The 25519-nt window shown below is 56.3% G+C and carries 22 protein-coding genes; 4 read left to right on the forward strand and 18 right to left on the reverse strand.

The annotated features are described in order from the left end of the window. Nucleotides 1-41 precede the first annotated feature (41 nt). Both MKX63_RS31780 and MKX63_RS31785 read left to right on the forward strand, forming a co-directional pair. Nucleotides 42-248 carry a LytTR family DNA-binding domain-containing protein gene (locus MKX63_RS31780; RefSeq protein ID WP_341022874.1) on the forward strand — a complete coding sequence of 69 codons (207 nt, stop codon included), beginning with the start codon at nt 42-44 and terminating at the stop codon, nt 246-248. Continuing rightward, nucleotides 248-949, forward strand: a complete 702-nt coding sequence (locus MKX63_RS31785) for a sensor histidine kinase (RefSeq protein WP_341022877.1) — start codon at nt 248-250, stop codon at nt 947-949. Before MKX63_RS31780 ends, MKX63_RS31785 begins: the two co-directional genes overlap by 1 nt. 46 nt (nt 950-995) lie before the next feature. On the opposite strand, the gene MKX63_RS31790 is transcribed toward MKX63_RS31785, so the two are convergent. After that, complete coding sequence (locus MKX63_RS31790; protein ID WP_341022880.1) at nt 996-2180, reverse strand: MFS transporter; 1185 nt, start codon at nt 2178-2180, stop codon at nt 996-998. A 108-nt stretch (nt 2181-2288) separates the two neighbouring features. Between MKX63_RS31790 and MKX63_RS31795 the strand changes: the two genes are divergently transcribed. Continuing rightward, on the forward strand, nt 2289-3212 hold the full coding sequence (locus tag MKX63_RS31795; protein WP_341022882.1) for a LysR family transcriptional regulator: 924 nt from the start codon (nt 2289-2291) through the stop codon (nt 3210-3212). On the opposite strand, the gene MKX63_RS31800 is transcribed toward MKX63_RS31795, so the two are convergent. Next, nucleotides 3182-3676: a copper amine oxidase N-terminal domain-containing protein gene (locus MKX63_RS31800; RefSeq protein WP_341022884.1), complete on the reverse strand. Its 495-nt coding sequence runs from the start codon at nt 3674-3676 to the stop codon at nt 3182-3184. The two genes, MKX63_RS31795 and MKX63_RS31800, sit on opposite strands and share 31 nt — an antisense overlap. Nucleotides 3677-3876: 200 nt before the next feature. Here MKX63_RS31800 and MKX63_RS31805 point away from each other — a divergent pair, with 200 nt between their 5' ends. Then, nucleotides 3877-4860 (forward strand): helix-turn-helix transcriptional regulator, encoded by a 984-nt coding sequence (locus MKX63_RS31805; protein ID WP_341022886.1) that lies wholly within the window; start codon nt 3877-3879, stop codon nt 4858-4860. 89 nt (nt 4861-4949) lie between these two features. On the opposite strand, the gene MKX63_RS31810 is transcribed toward MKX63_RS31805, so the two are convergent. The 16 genes from MKX63_RS31810 to MKX63_RS31885 all read right to left on the reverse strand — a co-directional run bounded on the left by MKX63_RS31810 (nt 4950) and on the right by MKX63_RS31885 (nt 25511). Beyond that, entirely contained in the window at nt 4950-10736 is a 5787-nt protein-coding gene (locus tag MKX63_RS31810) for a tail fiber domain-containing protein (protein WP_341022889.1), read from the reverse strand. Nucleotides 10737-10774: 38 nt separating this feature from the next. Then, on the reverse strand, nt 10775-10957 hold the full coding sequence (locus tag MKX63_RS31815; RefSeq protein ID WP_036701070.1) for a hypothetical protein: 183 nt from the start codon (nt 10955-10957) through the stop codon (nt 10775-10777). 19 nt (nt 10958-10976) lie between these two features. Further along, entirely contained in the window at nt 10977-13817 is a 2841-nt protein-coding gene (locus tag MKX63_RS31820) for a tail fiber domain-containing protein (protein WP_341022893.1), read from the reverse strand. Between the two features lie 28 nt (nt 13818-13845). Next, nucleotides 13846-14595, reverse strand: a complete 750-nt coding sequence (locus MKX63_RS31825; protein WP_341022895.1) for a phage tail protein — start codon at nt 14593-14595, stop codon at nt 13846-13848. Then, nucleotides 14592-15464 (reverse strand): hypothetical protein, encoded by an 873-nt coding sequence (locus tag MKX63_RS31830; RefSeq protein ID WP_341022897.1) that lies wholly within the window; start codon nt 15462-15464, stop codon nt 14592-14594. Before MKX63_RS31830 ends, MKX63_RS31825 begins: the two co-directional genes overlap by 4 nt. 22 nt (nt 15465-15486) lie before the next feature. Next, nucleotides 15487-19128 (reverse strand): putative baseplate assembly protein, encoded by a 3642-nt coding sequence (locus MKX63_RS31835; RefSeq protein ID WP_341022899.1) that lies wholly within the window; start codon nt 19126-19128, stop codon nt 15487-15489. A gap of 11 nt (nt 19129-19139) precedes the next feature. Continuing rightward, nucleotides 19140-19535, reverse strand: a complete 396-nt coding sequence (locus tag MKX63_RS31840; RefSeq protein WP_341022900.1) for a GPW/gp25 family protein — start codon at nt 19533-19535, stop codon at nt 19140-19142. Between the two features lie 3 nt (nt 19536-19538). Then, nucleotides 19539-19934 (reverse strand): PAAR domain-containing protein, encoded by a 396-nt coding sequence (locus tag MKX63_RS31845; RefSeq protein ID WP_341022901.1) that lies wholly within the window; start codon nt 19932-19934, stop codon nt 19539-19541. 15 nt (nt 19935-19949) lie between these two features. Then, on the reverse strand, nt 19950-20669 hold the full coding sequence (locus MKX63_RS31850; protein ID WP_341022902.1) for a phage baseplate assembly protein V: 720 nt from the start codon (nt 20667-20669) through the stop codon (nt 19950-19952). Beyond that, complete coding sequence (locus MKX63_RS31855; RefSeq protein WP_341022904.1) at nt 20666-21709, reverse strand: phage late control D family protein; 1044 nt, start codon at nt 21707-21709, stop codon at nt 20666-20668. Before MKX63_RS31855 ends, MKX63_RS31850 begins: the two co-directional genes overlap by 4 nt. 12 nt (nt 21710-21721) lie before the next feature. Next, a complete protein-coding gene (locus tag MKX63_RS31860; protein WP_341022905.1) occupies nt 21722-22333 on the reverse strand; it encodes a CIS tube protein in 612 nt (203 codons plus the stop codon). Beyond that, nucleotides 22333-23883: a hypothetical protein gene (locus MKX63_RS31865; protein WP_341022908.1), complete on the reverse strand. Its 1551-nt coding sequence runs from the start codon at nt 23881-23883 to the stop codon at nt 22333-22335. The genes MKX63_RS31860 and MKX63_RS31865 overlap by 1 nt, the downstream gene beginning before the upstream one ends. Continuing rightward, nucleotides 23883-24359, reverse strand: a complete 477-nt coding sequence (locus tag MKX63_RS31870) for a phage tail protein (protein ID WP_036701048.1) — start codon at nt 24357-24359, stop codon at nt 23883-23885. The genes MKX63_RS31865 and MKX63_RS31870 overlap by 1 nt, the downstream gene beginning before the upstream one ends. Before the next feature lie 11 nt (nt 24360-24370). Beyond that, a complete protein-coding gene (locus MKX63_RS31875; RefSeq protein WP_076083189.1) occupies nt 24371-24556 on the reverse strand; it encodes a DUF6760 family protein in 186 nt (61 codons plus the stop codon). Then, nucleotides 24553-24921, reverse strand: coding sequence for a hypothetical protein (locus MKX63_RS31880; protein ID WP_036701224.1), 369 nt, complete (start codon nt 24919-24921; stop codon nt 24553-24555). The genes MKX63_RS31875 and MKX63_RS31880 overlap by 4 nt, the downstream gene beginning before the upstream one ends. A 146-nt stretch (nt 24922-25067) precedes the next feature. Next, nucleotides 25068-25511 carry a phage tail protein gene (locus MKX63_RS31885; protein ID WP_019910188.1) on the reverse strand — a complete coding sequence of 148 codons (444 nt, stop codon included), beginning with the start codon at nt 25509-25511 and terminating at the stop codon, nt 25068-25070. Between the last annotated feature and the right edge of the window lie 8 nt (nt 25512-25519).

The raw sequence follows: 25519 nt of genomic DNA on the forward strand, positions 1-25519 counted from the left end.
AGCTCATCACTGTCTCCCCGGAATACCTCATTAATGGCACCTTGCAGAGCTATTCGGACAAGCTGGGCAATCCGTTCCTGCTGATTCACCGTTCCATTATTGTGAACTTGGAGCATGTCCGCAGGTTCAACGCGAACTCCGTGGTCATGTCCAATAATGAAGAATATCCTATTGGTCGCTCCCAGTCGAAGTCCTTCAAGGATGTCTATGCCGGATATGTACTGGAAGAAATTCAAGGGAGAGGATAATGATGGTCTTATGGTTCAGGAGGAGGAACGAGGCTGCGAGGCTGGCTGAGGTGAATGGCCGTCTGCATAGACAGCTTGAAGCCCAGGAGCTCAGCTATCAGGATACCTTACATTCCTTCATGGACATCAAGCGAATTATTCATGATATGAATAAGCAATTGGTATACATACGCACCTGTATTGAAGCAGGCCATGCGGCAGAGGGCGCTAATCATATTAATGGGATTCTGCACCAGATCGAGGCTTCCTGTAACACTATCACTACCGGCAACCTGGCGGTGGATGCCTTGGTCAGCCATGCGCTTAACCTCGCTTCTGACCTGAATATTGTCATGCAGCATAAGGTACAGCTCACCGGTGCACCTGTTAACATTGAACGCTATGATCTGTGCATAGTACTTGGCAACCTTCTGGATAATGCCATAGATGCAGCGAGACAAGTCCGGCCGGCTGAGAACAGGTCTATTCAGCTTCATATCCATTCGAACAACAATGCCCTCTTTATCTATATCGGCAACTCCATGGCCGCTCCCGCCAGCACAGCAGCGCCATGCCGCCGGGACCATCCGGAATTGCACGGAATCGGCTTAAGTACTATTCAGCAGGTTACGGGCAAATACGGCGGGCATCTGAGAACGACGGTCAAGCCCGGAAAGTACGAAACGGTTGTTGTTCTGCCTTATACAAAGACCGGCAGCTAAATACAGGTTGCCGTGCCAGCACATATGGATCAGGAAATCCACACCGTTAATTTAACTGTTCCTTATTGCGTTGCCCTTCGCCGGAGCTTCTGCCTATCATCAGCTGCACCGCGATCATGAGCACAGTGACTACAGCTAGGCCGGTTAAGGCAAGCTGGAATGAGCCCGAGGCATCCAGGATGCGGCCCACTGCGAGGGGACCCAAGGCTCCGAGAATATAGCCGCCGCCCTGGCTCAGTGAGGACCAGGCGCTGGCCTCTTCCGCCCGCTGCGTCATGAGCAGCGGCAGCATGAGCGCCAGCGGGAACAAGCCTCCGGCACCGATCCCGAGCAGGACTGCGCTCAGGATTGGAGAGCCTGATCCGAGGAGCAGCAGCAGTCCGCTTAGCTCGAACAGACTGCACAGCACCAGCCATAAGGTGCGCCGCCGGAATCTGGCCGTAAGGATTGGCACCAGAATACTTACCGGAATCTGAATCAGGGTGAAGAGTGTGAGCAGGTTACCCGCATCATGACGGCTGTAGCCCATAGACATAGCTATCGGGGCCAGCCAGGCCGTCAGGGAATAAAAGACACTGGCCATCAGGCCGAAGAACACAGTCAGCAGCCAGGCCCGCTTGCTGTTCAAAGGCAGCTTGGCGTGCACACTCTTAGCCTCCGGCTGCAGCGGCCTCGCTGCAATTCTCCACCAGGCCGGGAGAGCTGCCAGAGAGAGTACCGCCCATACAGCCAGAGACAGCTGCCAGGAACCGTCCAACCAGGTGAACAAGGGGACAGACAGCCCTGCTGCCAGGGATGCTCCCACCACTAATGCGGCAGAATATACACTAACCATCGCCGAGCGTCCGGGAAAATAACGCTTGATGAAGCCTGACAGCAGCGGACCGGCGATTCCGATTCCCACACCTGCTGCAAGCGCGGTCAGAATGAGGCCAAAGGCCGAGGATAAAACGCCCCGCGCGGCAGTTGCCGCCCCGATGAGCACCATCGATGCAAAGATTGTACGCTCCATCCCGAAGCGGCGGCTGATGCTCACTGCAACCGGGGCGAACAGGCCCATACACAGAACAGGCAGCGTAGTCAGCAGACTCGCTTGGAGGCTGCTCATTGCCAGGTCCCCCTGAATATTGCTGAGCAGCGGTGAGACCGACGTAATGACGGGACGCATATTTAATGAGGCAGCCAGTAGGGCGATGAATAATAACAGGAAAGGCAACGATATCAACTCCAAGTAGTATAATTTGTGTCATTCTTGTACAACCCGAGTATAAATGCGCATCTATTATTGTTCAATACTATTATTTCTATTATTATAATAGTATGTAACTATGATCTTCCTATGAACGGAGTGATTCATTTGGAAACCCGCCATTTACATTATTTTCTGGCTGTGTGTCAAGAACTGCATTTCACACGGGCCGCCGAGAAGCTGGGAATCAGCCAGCCCACGTTAAGCCAGCAGATCAAGGTGCTGGAAGGTGAGCTGGGGCTCCCCCTCTTTGACCGGATCGGCAAAAGAATTGCCCTTACCGAGGCCGGTGCACTCCTGAAGGACTACGCAGTCCAGATGGTGCAGAATGAACAAAGTGCCAAGGCGGCCATGGATGAGCTGCGTCTGGACAACCGCGGCACCATCCGGCTCGGGCTGCTGCCTTCCGACCTTGATTACCAGTTAACACCGCTGCTGGTTAAGTTCCACGAGGATTATCCCAATATACGGCTTCAGGTCTTCGCCTCGACGGTCATTCAGCAAGAGGTGCTGGATAACAAGCTGGACATCGGGATCTGTCTCCAGGGGCCTCGCGATGAACTGTTAACCAGAATTGATCTCGGCTGGGAGCCGTATCATCTGATTGTCCGCGGGGATCATCCTTACGCTGCCAAGAATCATATCGAGCTATCTGAGCTTCAGCACATCCAGCTTGTAATGTACCCGCGGAATTTTATTGGCAGAGAGCTGGTCGAGAACACCTGCCGGGAAGCCGGCTTCGCGCTGGAACCGATCATGGAGACCGGATCAGCCACCTCGCTGATCCAGCTGGTCCAGGCCGGAATCGGCGGCACCGTCCAGCCGGGAAGTCTCATGGACGCCATGAAGAACAGCGGACTGTGCTCCATTCCCATCCTGGATTCGCCGCCCGTCCGCAAGCTCAGCTTAATCTACCGGGCAGACCGTTATATCAGCAAGGCAACCCATACTTTTATCGGCTATCTGAAGGAGTTCTGGATGGATCATTTGGACAACCCGGCAAGTTCAGGATAGCTGATGTATGCTTCACGGTGGACGGCATCCCACTCCAGTGACCCGCCAATCGCATCATTCACGAAGCGCAGAGGAATATAGAGCTGCATATTCACCTGCTGGAAGGCAGCGGAATAGGTGATCGGCTTCCCGTTCACAGAGGCGTTAGTGCTGCCGATCTTCATACTGCCCTGCGTGAGCGGATTCTGAATGGTGAGCATTCTGGAATGCTCGTCATATGTAATGGCCGCCCCTCGCACATACAGCTTATCCAGCGAGAGCATGACTGTATTGTTGATGAGCGTAGCGCCCCCTGCGGATGAAGTAATCTGCTCATTGTTCAGATAGACCTGAATCGCGGGTGCCCCGGCTGTGGCGGACCGGGTTGTAGCGGAGGCAGCAACAGCCGGGGCAGGAGAATGAGTCACGCTCGTGACAAGAACACTAAGTCCGATGATCTGCATGAGCTTTTTGAATGTAATCATAACGTACTCCCTTCATTTCTCAGAAAATACCATATTTCCTATAATAGCATATTACAGATGGAACAGCTGAATACTAAATGGTAGACTAAGCAGAAACGGCTTTGCTGTCCTTGTAGGGACGGCACCGATTTAGCGGTAAATATAAGGGAAATACGCGACTCAACCGTTAACGAATTGAGAACTTAGGAGAGAATAACCCGATGGCCAAATGGGATAATATGCTCGCAATGCTGTGGATGCTGAGGTCCGGCAAGAAGCTTACTGCCGCTCAGATCGCAGACCAGCTGGAGATCAGCGTCCGCACGGTGTACCGGTATATCGATGCCTTATGTGTCAGCGGGGTGCCGGTGGTTGCCGAATCAGGACATGACGGCGGGGTACATATTCTGGAGAGCTTCAGTGAGACGCCCCTGTTCTTCAGCTCTTTGGAGCTGAGAGCGCTGCTCGATGCCTATAAATTCGCGCAAAGCGCTGGCTATCCCTTCGCCCTGGAGCTGGAAAACGCACTCAAAAAGGTAGAGAATGGACTGCACGATGAACAGCGCCAAGACCTGTCGCTGCATACAGGCAGTCTCGATGTGATCGCTCCGTCCCGCCCCCCGTCTGTCGTCCCATTGCTGCGGGAGCTGGAGCAGGCTGTGAAGGCGGGCCAGACGGTCCGCCTCACCTACCGGAAAGTGAATGCTGCACAGAACGAGGAGCGCACAGTCGATCCGTATGGTCTGGCATACGACCGTTCGGAATGGTATATGGTTGGGTTCTGTCACCGTTCAGAGGCTATGCGGACCTATCGTGTGGACCGCATTGTCAAGCTTGCGTTAACGGAAGCCAGCTTCCCTAAGCCGGAGCCCTTCTCGGTATCTGATTATTTCCGCAGCCAGCTGGAGCCGGAGCCCGAAGAAAATGTCCCTCTGCTCGTGATCCGTATCGAAGGAGAGCCGGATGCGCTGAACAAGCTATGCGGCAACTGGCATCTGCGGCACTACCTGACGGAGCGGACGGACCGGGAGGCGAGGTTCCTGCTGGATGCTCCCTCTATGAATAAATACCTTCCCCAATATCTGCTCAGCTTCGGCACTTCCATACGTATTCATGAGCCTCTGGAGCTGAAGGAGCAGATTCAGGAATTGGCCTGTGCGATTAGCAGACATTACAGAAACGATGGGGAATGCAGCAAGAAATGACTAGGGTATTCTGCCAAACGAAGCAGCTCCTGCGGCATATTTGCTGCAGGAGCTGCTTTTTCACCTTATGTGCTGAGAAGTTGTTGCCATTAAGCGCCGGCCAAGGCTGTGACCTGAACCTTGAGCTCATTTACCTGCTTGCGCATGTCTTGAGCTTCCTTCTGCTGCTTCTGAACTACTGTGGTCAGAACGCCGATAATGTCCATCAGTACTACAGACTTGTGATCCGCGGTAGAGAAAATCTGCGGCACATCCTCGGCGATGAAGCCGATATTCTGCTGCTTGCCGTTCTCCGTCTTGTAGTTAAAGGTCACCGGCTTCAGCTTGTTCAGCAGCTCCAGTGCCTTCTTCACCGGCAGGCTGGCAATGTTCTCCTTGTAGGTCCGGGAGGAGGTCTGTGCGAAGTTCGTTGCCCGCAGGTTGCCGTTCACATCCAGCTTGTAGTTATCTGCGGGCGCTTTGCCAATCCCGATATTACTGCTGGAATCCAGCGTTAATGCGCCCGCCACCTGGACCAGTTCATCATAGACGGAATCCTGGCAGACCAGCTTCTGCATACTTCCCTCAATGCCCGCCTGCCAGGCATTTGCCGTAGTATCCCAGAGAATCTGTGCCTTCTTATCCTTGCCCCGGTCCAGCTCGATCCCCCGGGTAACCGTCAGGCTGCCGCTGATCTTGGCATCCTTCACACTCAGCGTATCACTGAGCTTCAGCTCCTTCGCTGACAATGTGCCTGTGAAGGCGGCGTCCCTCGCGGTGAACGTTCCTGTAATTTCGGTATCCGCTGCCTGTAGTAATGTATCGATCACTGTGTTCTTCGCGGTTAAGGACCCGTTCACAACAGCGTCAGTAACGGTTAATTTCCCGGATACAGCCGCATTACCGTTCACATCCAGCTTGGCGGCTGGCGCGGCGGTGCCGATGCCGATGTTGCCGGAAGCCACCTTCAGCACAGCGTTCAGATCTGTAAGCTCCTTATGCGTATGACCGCTGTACGAGAGCTGCTTCAGACTTCCTGCAAGCCCCAGCTGCCATTCAGCCATCGCTTCGTTCCATACAATCTGTGCCTTGGCACCTGTACCCCTACCCACATCAATCCCCCGGCTGAGCGTAAGGCTGCCCGTAACTTCAGCATCCTTCGTGCGGAGCATTCCGCTACATTCGGCATCCGCAGACGTTAATTTGCCGCTGACTGCCGCGTCTGTAACGGTCATACGGCCGGATACCGCCGCATTGCCGTTCACCTCAAGCTTGGCTGTTGGCGCGGCGGTGCCGATGCCGACATTCCCGGAGGCGATCTTCAGCACCCCGGTCAGCTCCGACAGCTCCTGGTGTGTATGACCGCTGTAGGATAGCTGCTTCATGCTTCCTTCAATACCCGCCGTCCAGACCTTCTGGGCATCATCCCAGAGCAGCTGTGCCTTCTGATCCGTTCCTCTGTCCACTGCAATTCCCTTACTGACCGTAAGATCGCCGGTGATGGCGGCATCCTGAGCTGTGAAACCTCCGTTGACAGTGACCTCCTTAAGTGCAGCCAAGCCGCTGATTGTTGCACTTGCTGCCGCCAAGCCGCCGCTTAATGAAGCCTCTGTAACCGTCAATGATCCGCTGACTACGGCATTCCCTTTGACCTCCAGCTTAGCGGCCCGGGCATCCGTACCAATCCCGACATTGCCTTCGTCAACAGTGATCGCCTCCGCCAGAGCAGCATACTCGGGGTGGATATGTCCCTTGAACTCTATGGTCTTCAGGGTATCTGAGACTCCGGCCAGCCATTCATCGGCAGTCTCATCCCACAGCAGCTGGGCTGGAAGAGCGGCGCCGCCGCGGAATACCTCCAGACCGGCATTTTGGACAATGTGATCACTCTTAGGATCATACTTGTTCACTCTTATAATATTGTCCTCAACCTCAAGCTGAGCCGCATTGATCGTCACGACGTCCCCATTCACCGTCAGATTGCCGTTCACAGTCAGATCCTTGGCAATGGAGACGCTATCTGCACTAAGCTCTCCACGGATGACTGTGTTGCCTTGAACATCAAGCTTGGAGGTAGGGTCCGGGCTTAAGGTTCCAATGCCGACCTCTCCGTTCTTGGTAACACTGAACAAGCTGTCTCCGCCAGTTCCTCTAACATCCAGCAGGGCCAGCGGAGCTGTGGTTCCGATGCCGATATACCCCTTTGCATCCGAACATAAGGTAACCGCATTGCCTAGCGGATTGAACAGCTGATGCTGGCCGCCCTTCCCGGTACCGAACTCCGCGAACTTCTCCCCATCGCCATAGAACCAGGAATTCAGCTCATTATTCCAGTAGATCCGGGCATTCGGCAGAAGAATTCCGTCTTTATTCAGTCCGCGCGGAGCTTCGAACCCTCCGGCAGTCACATTCCCGGATATCACCGCATGATTGCTAATCACGGCACCCGCTGCATTAATCCCTTTGTTAAAAGAAGCTGCGCCTTCGAATACAGCATCACTATGAGCGGTCAGCTTACCTGAGAAGGATGCCGCGCCAGAGACCTCTGTCTCCGTCCGGAAAACCGCCTTGCCTGCCACATCCAGGACTTCGGTAGGATTATCCGTGCCCACTCCCATCTTGCCGCTGCGCGTCAGGCTGAGAACCGTTCTGCCGGCAGTACCCAGCTTCCAGCGGTCCTTAGCCCACTTGATCTGCGCATTGGTCTCGGTGCCTTGCAGCACCTCAATGCCGTCTCCGACCGTCACTGTTCCTGCAATTGCCGCGCTGGCGGCAGTAACGGGTCCTGTAATCGCAGCGCCCGCAGCCTTCACTGCACCGGACGCCTGGATATTGCCGGATGAATCGACTACGACCGCTGCACTATCCGCAGGTGTTGCCAGCTGCCACTGGTCCTTGACCTCATCCCAGGCGAGCTTGACCGGCTTCTGATCCGGGCCGCGATAGATCTCAAGCCCGCCGCCTGCAAGCGACTTGACTGTTCCACCGTCCTTGTTCAGGGTAATCCAGGGACTGCCGATATCCAGCTCATCTGTGGCAATTGTTGCCGATGTCCCCCGGATCTCCAGCTCTCCGGCTACCGTCAGATTGCTGCCCACCGTCAAGTCATGGTGAATATCCACATTCCCTTCGGCGCTGGCGCTGAGAGCCAGGATGTCACTCTTCGGATTGTACAGCTGGCTATGAAGATGCAGAGCATCCGCACTCGCCATCTGTGTCAGCTTGTCCCAGGAGCTGCCGCTGGCGACATTCTCCAGGGAATTTCCGATACCCACCTTCCACTTCCGCTCGCTTTCGTTCCAGAACATCCGGGCAGGCGGCTGCGATTCTCCCCGGTACACCTCGATGCCGCTCTCGGCGGCTGGCGGGGTATCCCCTGCGAATTTATTGATCTCAATGACGTTATTGGTAACGACCAGATCTTCACGGTTAAGCGTGGTCGTGGTGCCTTTGACGATCAGGTTGCCGTCTACCTTAACCAGTCCTTGAACCGCCAGACCTCCGCTGACCTCCGCCCCGTTATTGACGGTCAGGGAGCCCTGTACCTCAGCATCATTGATCATTTCAAAATCACCGTCTGCAGTAACCTGCACAGCCGTGTTGCCTGTGCTATCGCTGAGGGAGTTGTGCCGGTGCAAGCCGTCGGCATCCGAGCTGACCCCTCCGGTCAATGCGTCCCAATTACTTCCGTAGGCAATATTGGACAGTTCATCGCCAAGTCCCAGCTTCCATCTGCCATCCGTTTCGTCCCAGAGCAGCTTGGCGCTCGGGTTCAGCTTGCCCCGGTAGACCTCAATGCTGCTCTGCTTCAGGGAGGAACTGTTCCCCTCGAATTTATTGAGCTCAATCCGGTTGCTGACCACCACCAGATCTTCCTTTTTGACGAAGGTAGTGGTGCCCTTGACCGTCAGATTGCCTTCGATCGTGGCAGATCCTCCGACACTCAGGTCGGACTTCAGCGTTGTACTGCCCTTGGCCAGCAGCGTACCGCCGAGCTCCACATTCCCGGATGCGGACAGCCGCCCCTGGGCGTCTGCCGACAGAACCGTTCCGCCGGACGGTGTACTCAGTGTGCTGTGCTTGTGGGAAGCATCCGCCACAGCTCCGCTGGTCAGCGTGTCCCATTTGTTCCCGTAGGGAATGTCGGACATGCTGCCTTCAAGCCCGATTCTCCACTTGCGGTCCGCTTCATTCCACTCCATGCGTGCTGCCGGAAGCTGGCTGCCCCGGTAGACATCCAGCCCTCCCTTGTTGTCCAGAGCTGTGTGGTCTTCCGCCTTATTGACCGTAAGGAAGCTGTCTGCCACCTCCTGCTCAACCTTCCGGATGACCACCTCTTCTTCCCGGACGATCAGCTTATTCACGGTCAGAGTCTCGCCGACCATCAGCTCATGGGGGATATTCACATTGCCGTCCGCACCGATCTCCAGCGCAAGCAGGCTCTTGTCTTCATTATGGAACTGCCTGTGGGTATGCAGAGCATCTGCATTCCGGTTGCCGCCGGTTAGCTCCTCCCACTGCTTCCCGTCAGGAATATTGGTCATATCCCCGTTCACGGTGCCAGTCTGCCAGGATTTCGCAGCTTCATTCCAGGCTATCTTGGCATTGGGCAGCGTAGCTCCCCGGAAGACCTCCAGGCCGCCCTTCTGGGATACCAGTGTCCCGGATACGCTCATTCCCCGGTCAACCAGGACCGTCCCCTCGTTGTCCGTGCGAAGTGACGGCTTGCCATCCGCAGCCATCAGCTGGCTATGGCTATGCAGACTATCCGCATTCGCACCGTGGTGCAGCTGCTCCCAGTCTGCTCCATAAGCCACCTTGAACAATCCGCTGGCATCGTCACCCGCCTGCACTTCGGTTCCAATCATCCAGCTCTTATTCTTCTCATCCCATTGCAGCTTGGCGCTGGAATGATCCTTGCGCAGGATCTCGATCCCCATCCGGTCATCTTCAGCCGCATTCTGATTCAAGGTGACCTTGCTTCCGCCGATGATAACCTGGGGAACATCCAGCATCGCCATCCCCCCGCTGACTTCAATCCCTTGCTTCGCGGAGAAAGGCCCCTCCATGGTTGACGCGCCGGAGACCTCCAGATCGCCGGACTCATTCACCTTGAACACTGCTGCGCTGCCCGAGGTTACAGATAATGCGCCGTCTATATCCACTGATCCATAAGTGCTGATGGCCCCGGCCTTAATGTCGCCAGTGAACTCTGTCAGCACAGCGTGAACATTAAGCCGGCTCCCCTCCTCGCCGTCCAGGTCCTTCGAGTTGCTGAGGAAGGGCGTTTCGGGCTTCTTCTCTTTGCCGATAATGATCTGATCTGCCTTAAGCACCGTCCCGCCAGCGGCCCTGGTCACTAGCTGAGACCCGTCCACATCTGTCTCATAGATCCCGCCGATCGTTAAAGTGCCGTCCTGGGAATGCTTCAGAGTCACACGGGCCAGCAGGATATTCTGGTGTACATCTGCGGGCTTCCGGGAGCTTACTTCTATTTTGGCCTGCTCCAGCACATGGATGGGATTGTCTCCTCCCTTGAGCACTTCGGTGTCAGTTAGCTGCTCCTCATAGCTGATGGAAATATAGATCTGATCCGAAGTGCTGTACCCCGAGAGGTTAATCACCCGACGCGGGTGAGCGTCGCTGACCATAATTTCCTGGCTGATCTCCTCATTGTGCTCCGGTTCGGTGACACGGTTGAGAGCAAAGCCCGGAGCAACCTCAACGGTTATTCCGTCCCGCATGGTGACCTTAAGCCCATCCACGACTCCCCAATCATGGAAATGACGGTTATGCAGCTGCCGCACACGCTTATGATAATTCTGATCCAGTGTCAGATCCTCTTCCTTCAGCAGCAGCCCGTTGAAATAATTCATGCGTTTCATATCCTTTGGCACAATCCCACTCCTCCCGGCTCTTCATAGTTACAGCTTACTTAGGCCTGAACGGACTCCTCTTCTGCGGCAGCCAGCTCCTCCAGCACCTGAATGGCCCCGCTGATGCGTGTCAGGGTATATCCCAGATTGGTACGCTTCTCGTCCAGCTCCTGGATCATCTGCCGCCCGGATTCCAGCTCTGCCTTCAGTTCATTCATACGTGCTTCCAATTGTTCTTTCATAAGTTTATCCTCCTAAGGTTTAGGCACCCTGCAGGGTGTCGATTTGTTTTTGCATTCTTGTGATTGCTTTCTGCTGATCCTTCATGACGCTGGTCAGAACCGCAATGATATCCATCCCGCTGATTGCCCGCTGCTCCGGATCGGCCAGAACAGCCGGTACTTCCTCCGCAATGAAGCCGAGGGTCTTTGGCTTGGTACCTCCTTTGTATTTAAAAGAGACCGGATTTAGCCCGTCCAGCAGCTGCTTCGCTTCCTTGACCGGAATATCCGCAATATTGTCCTTCAGCTCGCGCGAGGACCACCAGTACATGCTGCCGTTGGCATAGACCCCGCCGCTGGCATGAAGATAGATGCGGTCGCCGGCATCATTAGAGACTCCGATGTCCAGCACGCAGTTCTCTCCGCTGGTCGGATAGTACTTGATCCAGGCCGAGTCGCCGCTGCCGCCGCCGGGATCGGACGGGAAGATAATCCCGTTGTTGCCGCTGCCCGCGCTCGGGATCAGGGCATTTCTCACTTCCAGGCTGCTGTGGACAGAAGCATAGGACCAGTCGTTGCCGTAATTGAGCACCAAATGGCTGCCATTGTCGACAAGTGCCCGGCCAGGAGCCCCCCGGCGTCCGGGATAACCGATGCAGAAATCAGCGCAGCGTACTGTGGCTGCGAAATCCTCAGCCACATCCAGCTTTTTGAATTTGCCGGTGAAGTTGAATACCTCAGTCTTGATGCTGCCTTTGATCTCAAGGTCACCGCCAATATAGGCGCCCCCCTTCAACTGCAGAGAGCCATTCACATCCAGATTGTCCCAGATGGAGACTCTGCGGACTCCCGATATCCCGTTACCCGCGATCATCAATGAATTGTAGTTCGTGGTATCGTTACTGATCTCGGCATTCTTCTTCGATTGGCCCGTGAAGCCTGTCCATCCTGAGGTGAAGCGGACCGGATTCTGCCCGCTCAGGATACGCATTTCGCCTGCCACATCCAGCTTGTCCGCAGGCTCCAGTGTGCCGACGCCCACATTGCCGGATGCTATCAGAGAAATATGGTCACTCCTGTCATTGGAGGTACCGATCTCCAGTGTGCAATCCTCGCCTGCACGGGGATAGTACTTGATCCAAGCCTGATCATACCCGCCTCCGCCCGGATTGGCCGGGAATATAATGCCGCTGTGCTCCCCGTTCCCCGCACTTGGTATAATCTCCTGGGAGGCCTGCATTGTCCCGTTCACATACAGAAATCCGTTCACATCCAGCCGGTCCCAGATGGCGACCTTTCGCTTCTGCCCGGCAGAGTTATTGCCGACAATCATCAGTGCCTTGTAGTCTGTAGTATCATTGCTGATCTCCGCACCGTTCGTCTGTTTGTCGGGAAAGCCCGTCCAGGCGGAGGTGAAGCGGAGCGGGTTCCGGCCGCTGAGCAGGCGTACGCTGCCCTCGACATCCAGCGAATCCTCCAGCAGCTTCTGCGGGCCGATGCCGACATAGCCATTCTTGCTCCAGGAGAGCGCCTGCTTATCTGTATGGGAGCCGTCAGCGTTAACCGTCCGGGTACCGAGTGCCCCGCCGCTGCCGCCGAATAATACCGGACCCTCTATCTCTGCCGCAGCAAAGGGCTTACCGGCTCCGAACCAGCCGAGGCCATGCGAATGGTCAACCGTGTCCGGGTTCGTGCCTTTCAGCAGCAGGATTCTCTCATCCTGAAGGGCAAGATCGGCATCACTGTACAGCTTGCCCGCCCCGGTGAAGCCGAAGCTTAGGCCTGATGGCGAAGACAGCTTGCTGTGCCGGTGCAGCAGATCAGCGAATTCAGACTTGATCAGGCTGTCCCACTCATTGCCGTAGGCGATTGCCTTAAGATCTTCACCGATCCCCGCCTTAAAGCGTTTCTCCTTCTCCACCCAGACAATCCGGGCGTCTTGCTTGCCCCCGTCACCCCGGTATACCTCCAGACCGCCATCTCGTGCACCTGGGAATACATACTTCGGATCGTCTGTGTTGGGGCTGTTCACCTCTACGAAGCTGTTCATAATCCGCATCTCGCTCTGGGCCTTGTCCTTGCTTTTCAGAATCAGCTCGCCCTCAATTGTCAGTGCTCCGGCAACACTCATCCCCCCGGTGAAGCGGGTCTCGGGAGCTTTGATCTCCAGCACTTTACCGGCCTGCAGTGCAGACATGGACGGCATCGCTGCCAGAACGGCTTCACTCAGCCCCGCGCTGTCCATACTGTCTTCACTCTGAACCGGGATCACCAGCTTCTCCGTGACCAGCTTCTTGCCGGCGGCACCGGCATAGGTTCTTAAGGGCGTCCGGGCCGCATCGCTGTCGTAATCGTATATACATGTACTGTCGATAGTAATACCCGCCCCATCGGTACGGGGAACCACCCGGGCCAGAAGGATTGTATCCGTCCCCTCAGGCTTGGTGGTCCCATGACTGATTTTTCCCCGCTCCCACATATGGATCTGATTCCCTTGACCACGCTCAATGCTGTAGTCGGCCTTCACCTCCTCATAGCTCACCCAGATGTAGATATTCTCATTGGCGTTATACTCGGAGAGATTGACCGGATTATCCGGATGCCCCTCATAGATCAGGATTTCCTGGCTGATGCTCTCATACTTGTCACCGTTCTTGACCAGCACCAGATTCAGGGCCAGCCCCTCCGCAATGTTCACCTTCATGGATTCGCCCGGCTTCGCAGAGGGCAGTACCTTGAGCCCGCAGACAATTCCCCAGGTATGCAGATAGCGGTTATGCAGCCGCTGCAGGCGCAGGTGAAACTCCTGATCGAGCATGTAATCCTCAGCATTCAGGAAGAGCCCGTCAAAGTAGCGCATTCTTCTTAATTCTTTTCCCATGATTCGCTTGCCTCCCGGTCTATAATCTCTATTGCTCTGTCATACCCCCGACTAAGGTCTCCATCCCCACATGCCCATAGACCCCCAGACGCATAGAAGGGACTTCAATATTCAAGCTGGAGTTGGTGTAAAAGGGCCGCTCCTTCCGGATTACCTCCTGCAGATTCCGCACCTTCTGCTGCAGCAGGCTCCGGCTGTACGCCGGGAGGATGATATGGACGGTGAAGTAGCTCGGCTCGGCCGCCCCGACCATCGTATTGACGCCTATACGCCGGGCATTACCGAGACAGACAGGCTCCTCGTAGCTATAGATACGGATGGCCGCCTCTTCACCGGCGTGAACCTGCAAATATTCAGCCAGACCGCCCAGGGTTCCGCGTTTCTTATAGAGCTGGACGATGCTGCTGATCAGCTTGCGGTTAACGGTGCTGCGGGTGTCCGCAAGCGGAAGAATCTGCGCAGGTGCAAGCGTGCGCTCCAGATTATCCTGCTCGCCGTCATACTCTACGCCTTCGGCCAACTGGAGACCCACCCAGCCTGCAAGCCAGGGCAGAAACTGTGAGGGAGCCGTCTGCGGATCGAAATATTGATGCAATCCGTCCAGCAAAGCCTCCATGCCCACAGATTCCGCGCCTGCCGTCCCCGTATTGCCGGAGAGCATGGCTTCGAAGGCCTTCAGGAACCGTCCCAGAAAAAACTGTTCATCCGGCTCCCCCGATTTCTGCTGGAACACCCGGGGGAGATACTCGACATAACTGTACCCGTCTGTCTTGCTCATGCTTCCACCTCAATCTTCAGGTCCTTCAGCTTAAATAACTGGAACGGCAGCAGGTCAGGCGAGTCCAGAGTCACGCTGGTGACATGATCAATGCCGGCGATTCCCTCTACCAGATGATACAGATCCGAGGCGTACAGCTTCCTCCCCGGAAGCCAGCCCTGTCCGTGCTCTCCCCCGTTAACCGGGTCCAGGAACCGTACAATGCTGTCATGCACGATGCTCCCGATGCTCTGATTCCCGGCGGCAACCGTCATCTCAATCACAACATCCCGGTAATCCGGCTCAACGACATGGACCCGGGTCGTCAGCAGCTTGCTCTTCTCCAGAACGGCTTTAACCTGTTGCTTGATCTCCGCCATGTCTCTGCGCAGATCCTGCTGATTCGCGGTCTGGAGCACCAGTACTACGGACACATGCCCGAAGGCTTCTTTATCCCGCCCGGTGCCGTTCTCCATATCCGTATTAATCAGACAGAGTGTACGGACCGCAAGGTCGGGATACGTGGTCCGAATCTCCGGGATATCCAGCAGGCTCTGCCTCGCCAGCAGCTGGTAATCTTCTGCGGTCACAGCCCTGTAGCATTCGGAGAACTGCTTCGCCCCGCGGGCTATTCCGCTGGCCAGCTCCTCCCCGTCCTCCAGGGTGATACCCAGCAGCTTGAGGAACTGCTGCCTGCTCTCATCAGTCACCTGGTCAAGTCTGTAGAGAACCATTTCCGTGAAATAGGCGAACAGCTCCACCAGGGTAATGCCGGGATCGGAGGGATTATAGTTCGTCCATTCCGGATCATAGAGCGGAATCAGCGCAGTGGCATCGGCCACAAGCTGGTCAAAGCCAAGATCATCCAGCTTCAATACTGGAAGCGGCATAGGTTCTTCCTCCTTTCTGTAGTTACGGCTCCAAGGCATTACAATGCGGACACCGCACCACTGTGTCCGGTATACCGGGCAGCCCCGTCAGATATCTCCGTTCTTCCCTGCGGATAGTCTCCAGCCTGCACGCAGCCGTGGTTGCGGTCAAATCATGCAGCAGGCCCGCCCGCTTATCCATAAGATAAGGAAAGGGATGCTCCTCCGGCTTGTTCACCAGATGCAGCCCGCCGCAGATCAGCTCATCCTCTTCCAGATGAATATTGCCGCTGCCTATGGTGCGGATCTTGAGCGGTGTGGTGTTGATGTATTCATCCGTCCGGCTCAGGAAGACAATATCCTTCTCCTCGAATACGGCGGTCTTCACTACAAAGGTCACCGCCCCCGATTCCAGCCTGTTGAGGATATACGTCCGGACCGTCAGATCATCCGTAAGTCCAAATTCCAGATCACTGCCCTCGGGATAGCTCTCCGCAAGCGGTTCTTCGTCAAGGGTCTGGCATTCGAGCATATCACCGTCGATGGAGAGGACAATCAGCTCTACCGGCTTTCGGGATCTGTAGCGGAGCCTGATGATCCCCTTCTCCTTGAACCCTCTGAGCACCAGCGACTTCACTTCATCCCCGGCATCCACCGGCTCGGCAAGGGCAAATTGAAGCGCGTTGTCCTCAGAGCGGACCAGGCTGTATTTCGGATAGGCGGCCTGAGGCTTATACGGCCCGTTCTCAAGCGGCTCCAGCTTCAGCGTGAAGCATTGCACTGAAGCCTTGACGACTACATCCGATACATAGTCAACACCCGGCGTATTCTTAATCACGGCATAGACCTCGGAGACATAAAGGTTCTGTCCCAGCTCCCAGCCCGTATTCCCGTCTGCGCCCTTAAGCGGATGAAAGAACTGCTTCAGGTTGTCGATGATCCGGCCCTCAGCTACCTTCCGCTGGTCCGGAGAGATAAAGACTACGGTTGCCTCTACAGCCGTGCGGACATAATCCGGGCCAATAACTTCAATCCCCGGCTCGGCGGTGTTCAAAGGGGCCGAGATGCGTTCACACAGATAGGCTTCAATCTCACTGCGCAATTCCTGGCTCGGGAACGGCCTCGGCTCATCCGTCTCCGGCACCACGATCAGGGTAGCTCTACCCGGGGTGAACTCCAGCTCCCGGTTCATAGCGCTTAGACATTTCACCTTGGCGATCTGAGGCATCGCCTCACGCACCAGCCATTCCATATCCTCAGCGGTTACGCCCCTGTTCCGGCTCTTCAGCGTATGCGGCCCGCGAAGCTCAGCCTGCTCTGCTTCCTCCTGATCGAAGCCGCCGTCCGCCGCCACCGGATTGGTTACGGAATCCAGCCAGCTGTAGCTGTCCCATATCCGTGATACCGAGCCTGCGGCAACATTCCCGGACGCCCCGCCGCCATGCTTGTAGTCACACAGGATGTTGTCTGTACCCATTGGCGGAATCATGCCGCTCCGTCCATCCCCGAACATGATCATGCCGGTGCTTCTGTCCAGCATATAGTGCCTTGAATCTGAACCGGATACGGAGAATGTGTCGACTTCCTCCCAAGGTATCCATACTCCTTGCCCGGTGGCTTCCCGGACCTTGAGCAGCTGGCCGGGCAGCACGGGTATTTTGGACAACTGTACGATCTGATTCTCCTCACCGTTGCTGGAGCCCAGAAGCTCTGCCGAAACGGTATTGGAATTGCGGGCCCAGACCGCGTTAGCAAGAATGGCATTCACCTGCGGGACAATCTCGAACCGGCCTTCATCCAGCCGGGCACGTATCCAGAACTGCTCCGTACCGAACAGCGGCCGCTTCGCGATATCTCCCGGCACGGCAAACTGCAGAATCTCCCTGCGGGTGAAGCCTCTGATCTCATCATTCACGCTGAGCGTCAGCCATCTTCTGCCGTCCCAATACTCCCACGCCACTACCGGACGTCCCAGCTGTTCACCGGTTAGCGGAAAGAAGAGCGACACAGGCAGATCGCTGATATCACGGTCAAAGCCCAGATAGAAGGTCGGCTCCGTCTCGGTGCAAGGATAGAAAGGCTTGAAATATTCGCCTTCGTTGCGGCAGGCCGCCGACTTGTCGGCAAAGCTGAAGTTATTCTCTGTAAGCACGGTCTGCGGGTGCGCCTCCAGCGTGTAGCTGTAGGCAATGCTGAGCTTACGGATGGAAGGCGGCGCGTAAGTCGCCTGGGTCACCTTGAGTTTGGCTACATTAATGCTCCCCTCCCCCAGCTTGACCTCTTCATCCTGATATTCGTATTTCGCATCCTCACCGTAATTCCCGCCGGTGATGCGGGCCCGGACCCAGTACTGCTCTTCACCGCCCAGCGTCAGCTTCCGGATACCCGGACAGACGAAGCTCAGCGTTCCGCTGGCAGTAAGGCTGCTCACCGCACGGAGGGCTGCACCGCCATTAGCTGCACCGCTTTCGTCCGTGCTCTCCTCAAGACCGGTAATCGCAAGCCATTCCTGCCCGTTCCAATATTCCCAGCCGAGTCTCACATACGGTGTGTCCGGCAGCTTGCTGATCTCCGGCTCTGACAGCTCCACCCTCAGCGTAATCCGGGCACCCGGCTTCGAGAAGGCTTCCCCGCAGGCGATATAGAACGTATCGTTGATTCTGGGCTTGTCCCCCAGCGGATAATAATCCTTGCCCATATCCAGCAGGTTCCCGTTATTGACCGTCACATCCGGCGGGAGCGGCTGCGGACTCACCATGTTAAGCTCCAGGCGGATATCTTCGATATCCGGCATTCGCGTACCGGCGGTTATAGGCTTCTTCAACTCGGCGAAAATCCACTTGCCAGGCCATTCCCGCAGCGCCCCGGACGGCTCGTACCCGGCCAGCGTCTTCGTATGCACGCCAGTCAGCCGGTCGAACCGGACCACCGCCCTCCACAGAGCATCCTCTTCCTCTTCCGCTTCGGCGATTGAGGAAGGATACAGCTGCACCGCATTCCCTTCTTCATCGAAACAGAACCAGTCGATATGGTTCAGCAGCTCCCCGGTGCTGTCCTGCCCCGGCGCGGCCTTGCTCAGCGCGGCTGCATCCGGCTTGTTGAAATAGACCGATAAGCTGCTGCCCGCTTCCTGGAATCCGAGCAGCTCTGTATGTCCCAGATACAATCTGTGGACAACTGTCGAATCCCCTCTGAACAGCCTGGCAGATCTGCCGGCAGCTCCCCCGGCTAGCAGATGATCCTGATTGCTCCACTGGTCCTCCTGCGGATCGAGACTCACCGCCCGGACCGGCTGCGCCATAATGACGGTCAAATCCTTGTCCGTCTCAAAAACCACCTCCGCCCCCTGCTCCGGCTGGGCGGATACCCGGGTTCCGGCCGGAACCGTGTTATAGCTGCCCGAATCCGGCTTCAGCCGGAAGAGCAGCGGAACTTTGGCAGCACGGGGCGGAGTAGGATGAATGCCGATCAGATTCAGGAAGGAGGTGAAGTTCTTCGCAGGCGCCTGATTCAGCCGGCTGATCACTTTGCCCATCATCCCGGTGAAGATATGGACCAGGGCATCTGCCTTCTTGTCTGCCTCAAGCTCCGTCACATCCGTCCATTCCCGGCTGCAGTATTGGTAGATTAAGCGTCGTAGCTCGGGAACCAGCTGTTCCTGGCCCCGTTTATCAATAATAGGCATTTGGTTTGGCATTATTTCCCCACGCTTTCAAGGAAGAATGGATAGACCAGATTATATTTGCTGTTGCTGGCCCTGATTGAATAGTCAATGGACACCTCAAGCTCAGAGCGGTCTGAGCGCGGGGTGACCGTAATGTCGTCCACTTCAATGCGCGGCTCCCAGTTCTGCAAGGCTTCTTCAATGAAGCTTCGCAGCAAGGTCGCAGTGCTCATGGTATTGGGCGAGAACACCAGCTCGTTCAGTCTGCAGCCGAAATCCGGCCGCATGACCCGCTCGCCGCGGGCCGTTGACAGAATCAGAATGATTGATTCCCGGATGGAGTCTTCTCCACCGGAGGAGCGGACGCTGCCCCGCTGGACAGCGGGCGGATACGTCCAGCCCCGTCCCAAAAAATCTACAACTTCCATCTCTCAGCCTCCTAATAAGACCGTCCCCGCAGCAGACACTTTCCCTGCCGGAAGGTCGGCCGGATCATTGCATGTAAGCGCCGGATCACCGTTTCTGGCAGCCTTTTTCCCGTTGATGAATACCGTTGCGCTTCCCGCGCTGATGGTCCCCTTATTGGTCGGCGGCTTCTGAAACGGGCCTCCCTGCGGAACATGGGCCGGCATATTCGTAGCCGTCGAATCCATAGTGGCTGCCGGCTGCCCCATAATCTTGACGTTCGTGCTCAGCGCACCGTCCAGAATCCCCGTGAAGGGATGCGGCAACGGGGTGGGTACCAGCCCTCCTCCGGCCGGAAGCATCACGGTATGCGTATCGGTCGCCAGAATCCGGTCTCCTTGCTTCGCTGCTGGCTGTCCCATAGAGGGCACCCCTCTCTAATTAATGTTGACCACAGATCCTTTGATCGTCATACTGGCGGCGGCTTTGACCTCCATCCCCGCCGAAGCTTCGATGGCGGTGCCCGCCGATGATTTCATGTCAATGGATTTGGCGGACAGGGACAGCTTGCCTCCCGCCGAGATTTCAATATCCGCACCTGCGGATACCGACACCTTGTTGGCCTTGGCATCCAGGATGATCCGGTTCTTGCCTGATTTGTCGCTAATCCGGATCTGCTCCGCGCCGCCCTTGTCATCCAGCCTGATTACGTGACCCTTGGCGGAGGTAAGCGTGATGCTCTCTTCCCCCTTGGTATCGGCGAACCGCAGAACATGCCCGCTGCGGGATTTGAACAGGCGGATATTATTCTTGCCGTCCTTGTTGGTCTCAGGCGGCAAGTCTTGTCCATTCCACAATGAGCCTATGATATAAGGGCGGTTGACATCCCCGTTCTCAAAAGCTACCAGCACCTCATCCTCCACCTCCGGCAGGCAAAAGGCCCCCCGTTCCTTCCCGGCCATCCAGGATGCCATACGCGCCCAGTTGGATTCCGGCATCCCCATCAGCGGGATCTTCACCTTCACCCGTCCGGGGCCCGGCTTGTCCGCATGGTTCGCAGAGTCATTATTGATGACAATCCCCACCATTACACCGAAGATCCGTCCCTCGTTCATGATGCTATCCATTAAAATGCTAATTCCGGGTCCTTCACTCATAGGCCAGTCCTCTTCACCTTGAACGTCGTGGTATAGCCCTTGCTGTCGATCTTGTGAACGGTAGCTACAATATAATAAATTCCGCTGAAGCGCTCGCCCAGACCCATCAGCTTCACCGTCTGCCCTGCCCGGAGCTTAGGGTTCCCCCAGCACATGCCTTCCCCGGCAATGAACTCGCGCAGGCGGCTGTTGTAAGCGGCGGCGGCCAGCACCTTGGCTTCGTTCATATCCAGCAGATTCTCGGCCATAATGACAATCGGTGATTCCCCGACCGCTGCGGTGCTGATGGTGAAGCCGCCTTCCTTCCCGCCCATTTTGGTCGTCTCTTCTCCGCTCTTAGCGATAGCCTCAAGCTCCTTTTTCTCCTTCACATCCCAGCCCTTAAGCGTCACCTTACTCCCCCGGGTAAGGGCCCTCAGCTCCAGGTTCAGCCGTTCGAAATCCTTCTTGAAGCTCATCTCAGGCAGCACCGGGGCCTTCACGGACCGCGACTTGACGAAATGCAGCTGCTTATCTGCCGCGAACAGCTCATAATCGAGCAGGGCTGCCCGCTCCAGCAGAAATTCGTAGTTGCTCTGATTATTCTGGAAGAGGTAGGGATACACCGTTCCGGTATCCTCCACCACAGGGGTCAATCCATGCTCCTTGGCAATTTCTCCCGCAATATCACTATCCTTCTTCTTCAGAAAAGCTTTGCTCCTCGTCCCCGTACGCAGCCTGTGCAGCAGATCATATCCGCGGATATCCAGCACCGAGTGCTCCGCAAAGTTCAGATCCAGCGAGGTAATCTCTCCGCTGATCATCGGCTCCGGCTGGTCGAGTCCAAGGGAGAGCTTCAGCTGGTCGCCCGGCTTCAGGCTCGTCAGATCCGTTCCCCGCCACATGCCGCTTCCGGCATTCACCATATTCATCTGGATGGAAAATACCGCCGGCAGATTAAGCTCATCCTCCAGCGTGACGCCTTCCACCGCCGCTGTCAGTTCAGCGGACAGCTTGCTTCCGTTCAGCTCAATTTTGTAATTTGCTACACTGGTGCCCATGCAATCCCCGCCTTAATCCGGGATAACCAGAGTTCTCCCGATATCATTTTTGCCAGGAAAGCCAACCGGATTGGCGATCCTGTTCAGCTCGGCAATTCTGCGCCAGGCCAGCGGCTCCTTCAGCGCCGCATTTGCAATAAGGTCAAGCCGGTCCCCGCTTTTGACCACCCACAGCTTCCGGCAGGCATTCAGCCCCTGGCTGTCCTCCACCGACTTATCCGGCTCATCTGTAATGAAGGTCACATCCAGCAACGAGCGGACAGGCGTGCCGTTATCCATGAACATCGTGAATTTCTGCTCGATCTTGCTCAGCAGGCCGCGGTAGGTGAAGCCGCCCCAGACGAACATGCACACCGGCGGTTTTTTCGTGCTTTTGCCGCTGACCTTGGGATCAAGCAGCGAGGTCAGCTGCCGGGTCTTCTTGCGGACATCCTTGCGCTGCTCATAGGTATCGTAGAACAAGGAGACCTTGAACTCCGGTGTCTCTGTAATCTGGAATTGCTTGTTGTTCTTCTCCCCCGTATATTTGCCTTCAAAAGAAACGGTGTACTCATTGGGATTGAACATCACCTCAATAGCTCCGACGGGCATATCCAGAGGAATGATCTTCGCTTTCTCCGCCATTATCTTAGCCCCCTCCGATCCTTGCGTATGGCCATTCTCTTCTCCAGCACCTGATAGACCCGCTCAGCCAGCTGATTCAGCTCTGCTGCATTCATGCCCGGCGGCGGAGCGGCCTTGGTGAAGGTCTGCGCCGGAGGCAGGGCCGCTTGTTCCTGCAGCACCCGCTCCAGCTGCTGCTGCATCGGCTCCGGCAGAGCTGCGCGCGGCGTTTCAGGCTTCCGCAGCACCAGGCGGCTATGACTGGCGGAAGGCTGAAGATCCGGTTCATAAGCCGGGTTATCCGCCCTAAGCGGACTGCCCGGCCTTCTATGCTGCGACGTGGACGGAAGCTCTGTCCGGTCTACAGCATAGATCAGGCTGGCCTCCACCGGCGCCGCTGGCCCCGGCCCTCTTGGAGCAGCCCGTCCTGCGGCTGCGGCCATTCGAGCGGTAGCCGCCTGCCCGGCCGCTTCTGGTGCACCTGACGCAACCCCAAGCGGCTGAAGGATATGCGGCAGCGTAAGCTGTAATGATTTCATTGGCTGCCTCTGATGAACCGTACCAACGGCAGCGGGCAGCGGGCTCAGAAGCTCCTGCCTGCTCTCCAGCTGCTCAAGCGTTGCCGTAAGCTGCTGACCTAAGCCGAGCTGAAGACTGGAACTTACGCTTGAATGCGGAATCAGCAGACTACCGGGCTTGAAGCTTCGGCTGGGAGTCTTAAGCTGTGCTCCCACAGCGGTCCCGGCTGAGCCTGGGACGGTCTCCCGTTCATTCTTCAATGCCTGCGCGCGTACCGGATGCCCTAGCTGCTGCCTCAAGCGCTGCTCTTCCGCTCCGGTATCCCATTCTTGCTTAACGCCATAGGTCCGCAGCAGCTGCATCACCTGCACCAGCTGCTGGTGATGGACTGCATATGACGGTCTGCCAGTCATCCTGTCTTGCTGCCCTGGAAGGACAGAAGCAGCCGGCAGATCGCCTCTGTCCTGCCTGTCTCCCTGGCTTCTTTCACCTGTAGCGCCTGAAGGCAGCGGCTTCGGAACAGACAACCCGGACGGTGCAGAGACTTGCGCCGGTCTTGATCCGGCAGGCTGAACAGCTACAGGTTCAGCCGGATGAAATGCTGCATTTTGTATGCGATACTCCGTTGTTACCTGATGAAGATTGCTTCTATGCTGCCAGACTCTCTCTTCCAACACCTGTACCGAATTAAGCCGTCCGGCTGCTGAATGAAGCCCGCTCCGCAGATCCTCAGCTTGACCAGGAGAAGCAGATGGAGCGCTTAGTCCAGGCCTGATGCCGCTTTGAGTCACCAACAGGATGCGGCTTGCCGGTCCCGGCTGTTCCTTCTCTGATACTACCGGATAATAGAATGTCTGATGGATATGGTTGGTTACCAGGTCCGTACGCTGCAATGTCTCCGGCTGCGCAGCAACTAGCGGATTGTGCCGCAGGATCAGGCTCTTCAGCTTGCTCCGCCAGCGGGTCAAGCCGTATTTTGCCAGAATCGACTGAATGAATCCGGTCTGCTTCTGATTCGCAGGAGCCGCCGCGCTCCGAATGCTCCGGCTCATTACCGGTACCTGTACAGCCCGTTGTGCGTCAGAACCAGGCTCTCGACGGCTACCGCGCTGCTGCTGGCGTTGAACGCCGGCCCTTCCCATTTGATGGGACAGGCTTCGATGAAGTTCCACCACACCTTGGGCGTGCCGGAATGATCCAAGAGACAGATGGACCCGCTGCGCCGCCGGATGACTCCGTTCACCACATTCTGATACCAATTCCACAGATACTCATCATTCGTGACCCCGTTTTTCAGCGTCAGATCCGAGTACTTGGTCGGTCCCAGGAACACAAATTCCTTATGATTCTCGCCGCCGAAGGTTTTGCGCTCCACCTGTGTCTCCACGCTAAGGCCTGAGACCTCAGAGAATCCGGCCACGGAGATCCCGTCAATTTCCACGATGAAGTTATAAGCAAGAAAGGGATCTTCCCGGTACCCGGGCACCCAGCTTCTTTTGGCGCCGATATTTAGCATATTTGCCTTCATGTTATCCTCTCCTAAGCCTCAAAGAAGTTCTTCTTCTCTTCCCCGCCACTCAGCTTCTGGTTGATCCGGCTGACTTCACTGCACCAGCGGTCCCGTTCAGCATGCTCCAGGTTCAGCACCGCCGTATAGTCCCAGTGCAGATAGTAGGTCAGAAAGGCTACCTCCTCGTAGAGGCGGTCAAGGGGGTAGCCGACTATTCCCCCGGCGGTTCCAGTTCAAGCTCGAAGCGCTGCTCGCACTTGGGACACTGTGCATGAACCGCATTGCTGCCGTTCTGGTTAATCCGGTTGTACAGATCCTGCAGATAGGCAAAATCCGAGGTATACAATTCTTCGATCACTCTCGGCGTAATCATGCCCAGTCCACCCAGCCCGGTGACCACTCTGGAGAGCAGAATGACTGTCAGATACGCGGGATTCTGCTGAACCCGGGAATCCCGGAGCGGTGTAATCTCATCCGCTGCGGTAGCCAGACGCATGGTGCCCTGCTTATGCAGCGTGCCTGCTTCATCCACGTACCCTTTGGGCAGAGTGAAGCTGAATTCGGTTTGTAATAGTTCCATGTTCTCCCTCACTTCCTCATCAAGAGCATCCTCATGCCTTCCCTTCCTTCCGGCATCCCCGGCCGTGAATATGATGTCCATACCGTCCAGCTTATGTTTTGGCGTATTGCATCACATCCACAGTGACGATGACGATAAGCGGGAAGCTATTTCACTCTGCGAACCCCTTCATGCACCAGCTCCATCGACTCGACAGAGACCTCGTTGCCTTTGGCGCTAAGTGCGCTGACATCATATTTGATCGGCCAGGCTTCGAGGATATCCCACTGCGCCTTGTCATTGCCTTCTTCATCCACCAGGATGATGGACAAGCTCTTGCGGTTCTTCAGCGCGCCTTTGTCCTCAATAGACTTGCGCCAGTTGTAGAGCTCCAGGGAGTCGGTCAGCCCTTTTTTCAAGGTAATGTTCCCGAATTTGGTCAAGCCGGACAGCTTGCGCGCATGCGGGGCATCAATCCCCTCCCGGTAATCTACAGCCTCAGTGGATGTATCCGGAATCGTTGCGTCCGCAAAGGCTGCGGTCTGAATGCCGTCAATTACAACGCGGAAGCGGTAATTGCGGTAGGGGTCCAATCTTTTGCCGGTTGCCATAGCTTAAA

The organism is Paenibacillus sp. FSL R7-0179 (genome assembly GCF_038002265.1).
In the GTDB taxonomy this organism is placed as follows: domain Bacteria; phylum Bacillota; class Bacilli; order Paenibacillales; family Paenibacillaceae; genus Paenibacillus_AQ.

Excerpts from the sequence above, each read along its gene's own strand:
- MKX63_RS31785 (WP_341022877.1), top strand. The coding sequence starts at position 248 with ATGATGGTCTTATGGTTCAGGAGGAGGAACGAGGCTGCGAGGCTGGCT.
- MKX63_RS31795 (WP_341022882.1), top strand. The coding sequence starts at position 2,289 with ATGAACGGAGTGATTCATTTGGAAACCCGCCATTTACATTATTTTCTG.
- MKX63_RS31800 (WP_341022884.1), bottom strand. The coding sequence starts at position 3,676 with ATGATTACATTCAAAAAGCTCATGCAGATCATCGGACTTAGTGTTCTT.
- MKX63_RS31805 (WP_341022886.1), top strand. The coding sequence starts at position 3,877 with ATGGCCAAATGGGATAATATGCTCGCAATGCTGTGGATGCTGAGGTCC.
- MKX63_RS31815 (WP_036701070.1), bottom strand. The coding sequence starts at position 10,957 with ATGAAAGAACAATTGGAAGCACGTATGAATGAACTGAAGGCAGAGCTG.
- MKX63_RS31820 (WP_341022893.1), bottom strand. The coding sequence starts at position 13,817 with ATGGGAAAAGAATTAAGAAGAATGCGCTACTTTGACGGGCTCTTCCTG.
- MKX63_RS31825 (WP_341022895.1), bottom strand. The coding sequence starts at position 14,595 with ATGAGCAAGACAGACGGGTACAGTTATGTCGAGTATCTCCCCCGGGTG.
- MKX63_RS31830 (WP_341022897.1), bottom strand. The coding sequence starts at position 15,464 with ATGCCGCTTCCAGTATTGAAGCTGGATGATCTTGGCTTTGACCAGCTT.
- MKX63_RS31835 (WP_341022899.1), bottom strand. The coding sequence starts at position 19,128 with ATGCCTATTATTGATAAACGGGGCCAGGAACAGCTGGTTCCCGAGCTA.
- MKX63_RS31840 (WP_341022900.1), bottom strand. The coding sequence starts at position 19,535 with ATGGAAGTTGTAGATTTTTTGGGACGGGGCTGGACGTATCCGCCCGCT.
- MKX63_RS31845 (WP_341022901.1), bottom strand. The coding sequence starts at position 19,934 with ATGGGACAGCCAGCAGCGAAGCAAGGAGACCGGATTCTGGCGACCGAT.
- MKX63_RS31850 (WP_341022902.1), bottom strand. The coding sequence starts at position 20,669 with ATGAGTGAAGGACCCGGAATTAGCATTTTAATGGATAGCATCATGAAC.
- MKX63_RS31855 (WP_341022904.1), bottom strand. The coding sequence starts at position 21,709 with ATGGGCACCAGTGTAGCAAATTACAAAATTGAGCTGAACGGAAGCAAG.
- MKX63_RS31860 (WP_341022905.1), bottom strand. The coding sequence starts at position 22,333 with ATGGCGGAGAAAGCGAAGATCATTCCTCTGGATATGCCCGTCGGAGCT.
- MKX63_RS31865 (WP_341022908.1), bottom strand. The coding sequence starts at position 23,883 with ATGAGCCGGAGCATTCGGAGCGCGGCGGCTCCTGCGAATCAGAAGCAG.
- MKX63_RS31870 (WP_036701048.1), bottom strand. The coding sequence starts at position 24,359 with ATGAAGGCAAATATGCTAAATATCGGCGCCAAAAGAAGCTGGGTGCCC.
- MKX63_RS31880 (WP_036701224.1), bottom strand. The coding sequence starts at position 24,921 with ATGGAACTATTACAAACCGAATTCAGCTTCACTCTGCCCAAAGGGTAC.
- MKX63_RS31885 (WP_019910188.1), bottom strand. The coding sequence starts at position 25,511 with ATGGCAACCGGCAAAAGATTGGACCCCTACCGCAATTACCGCTTCCGC.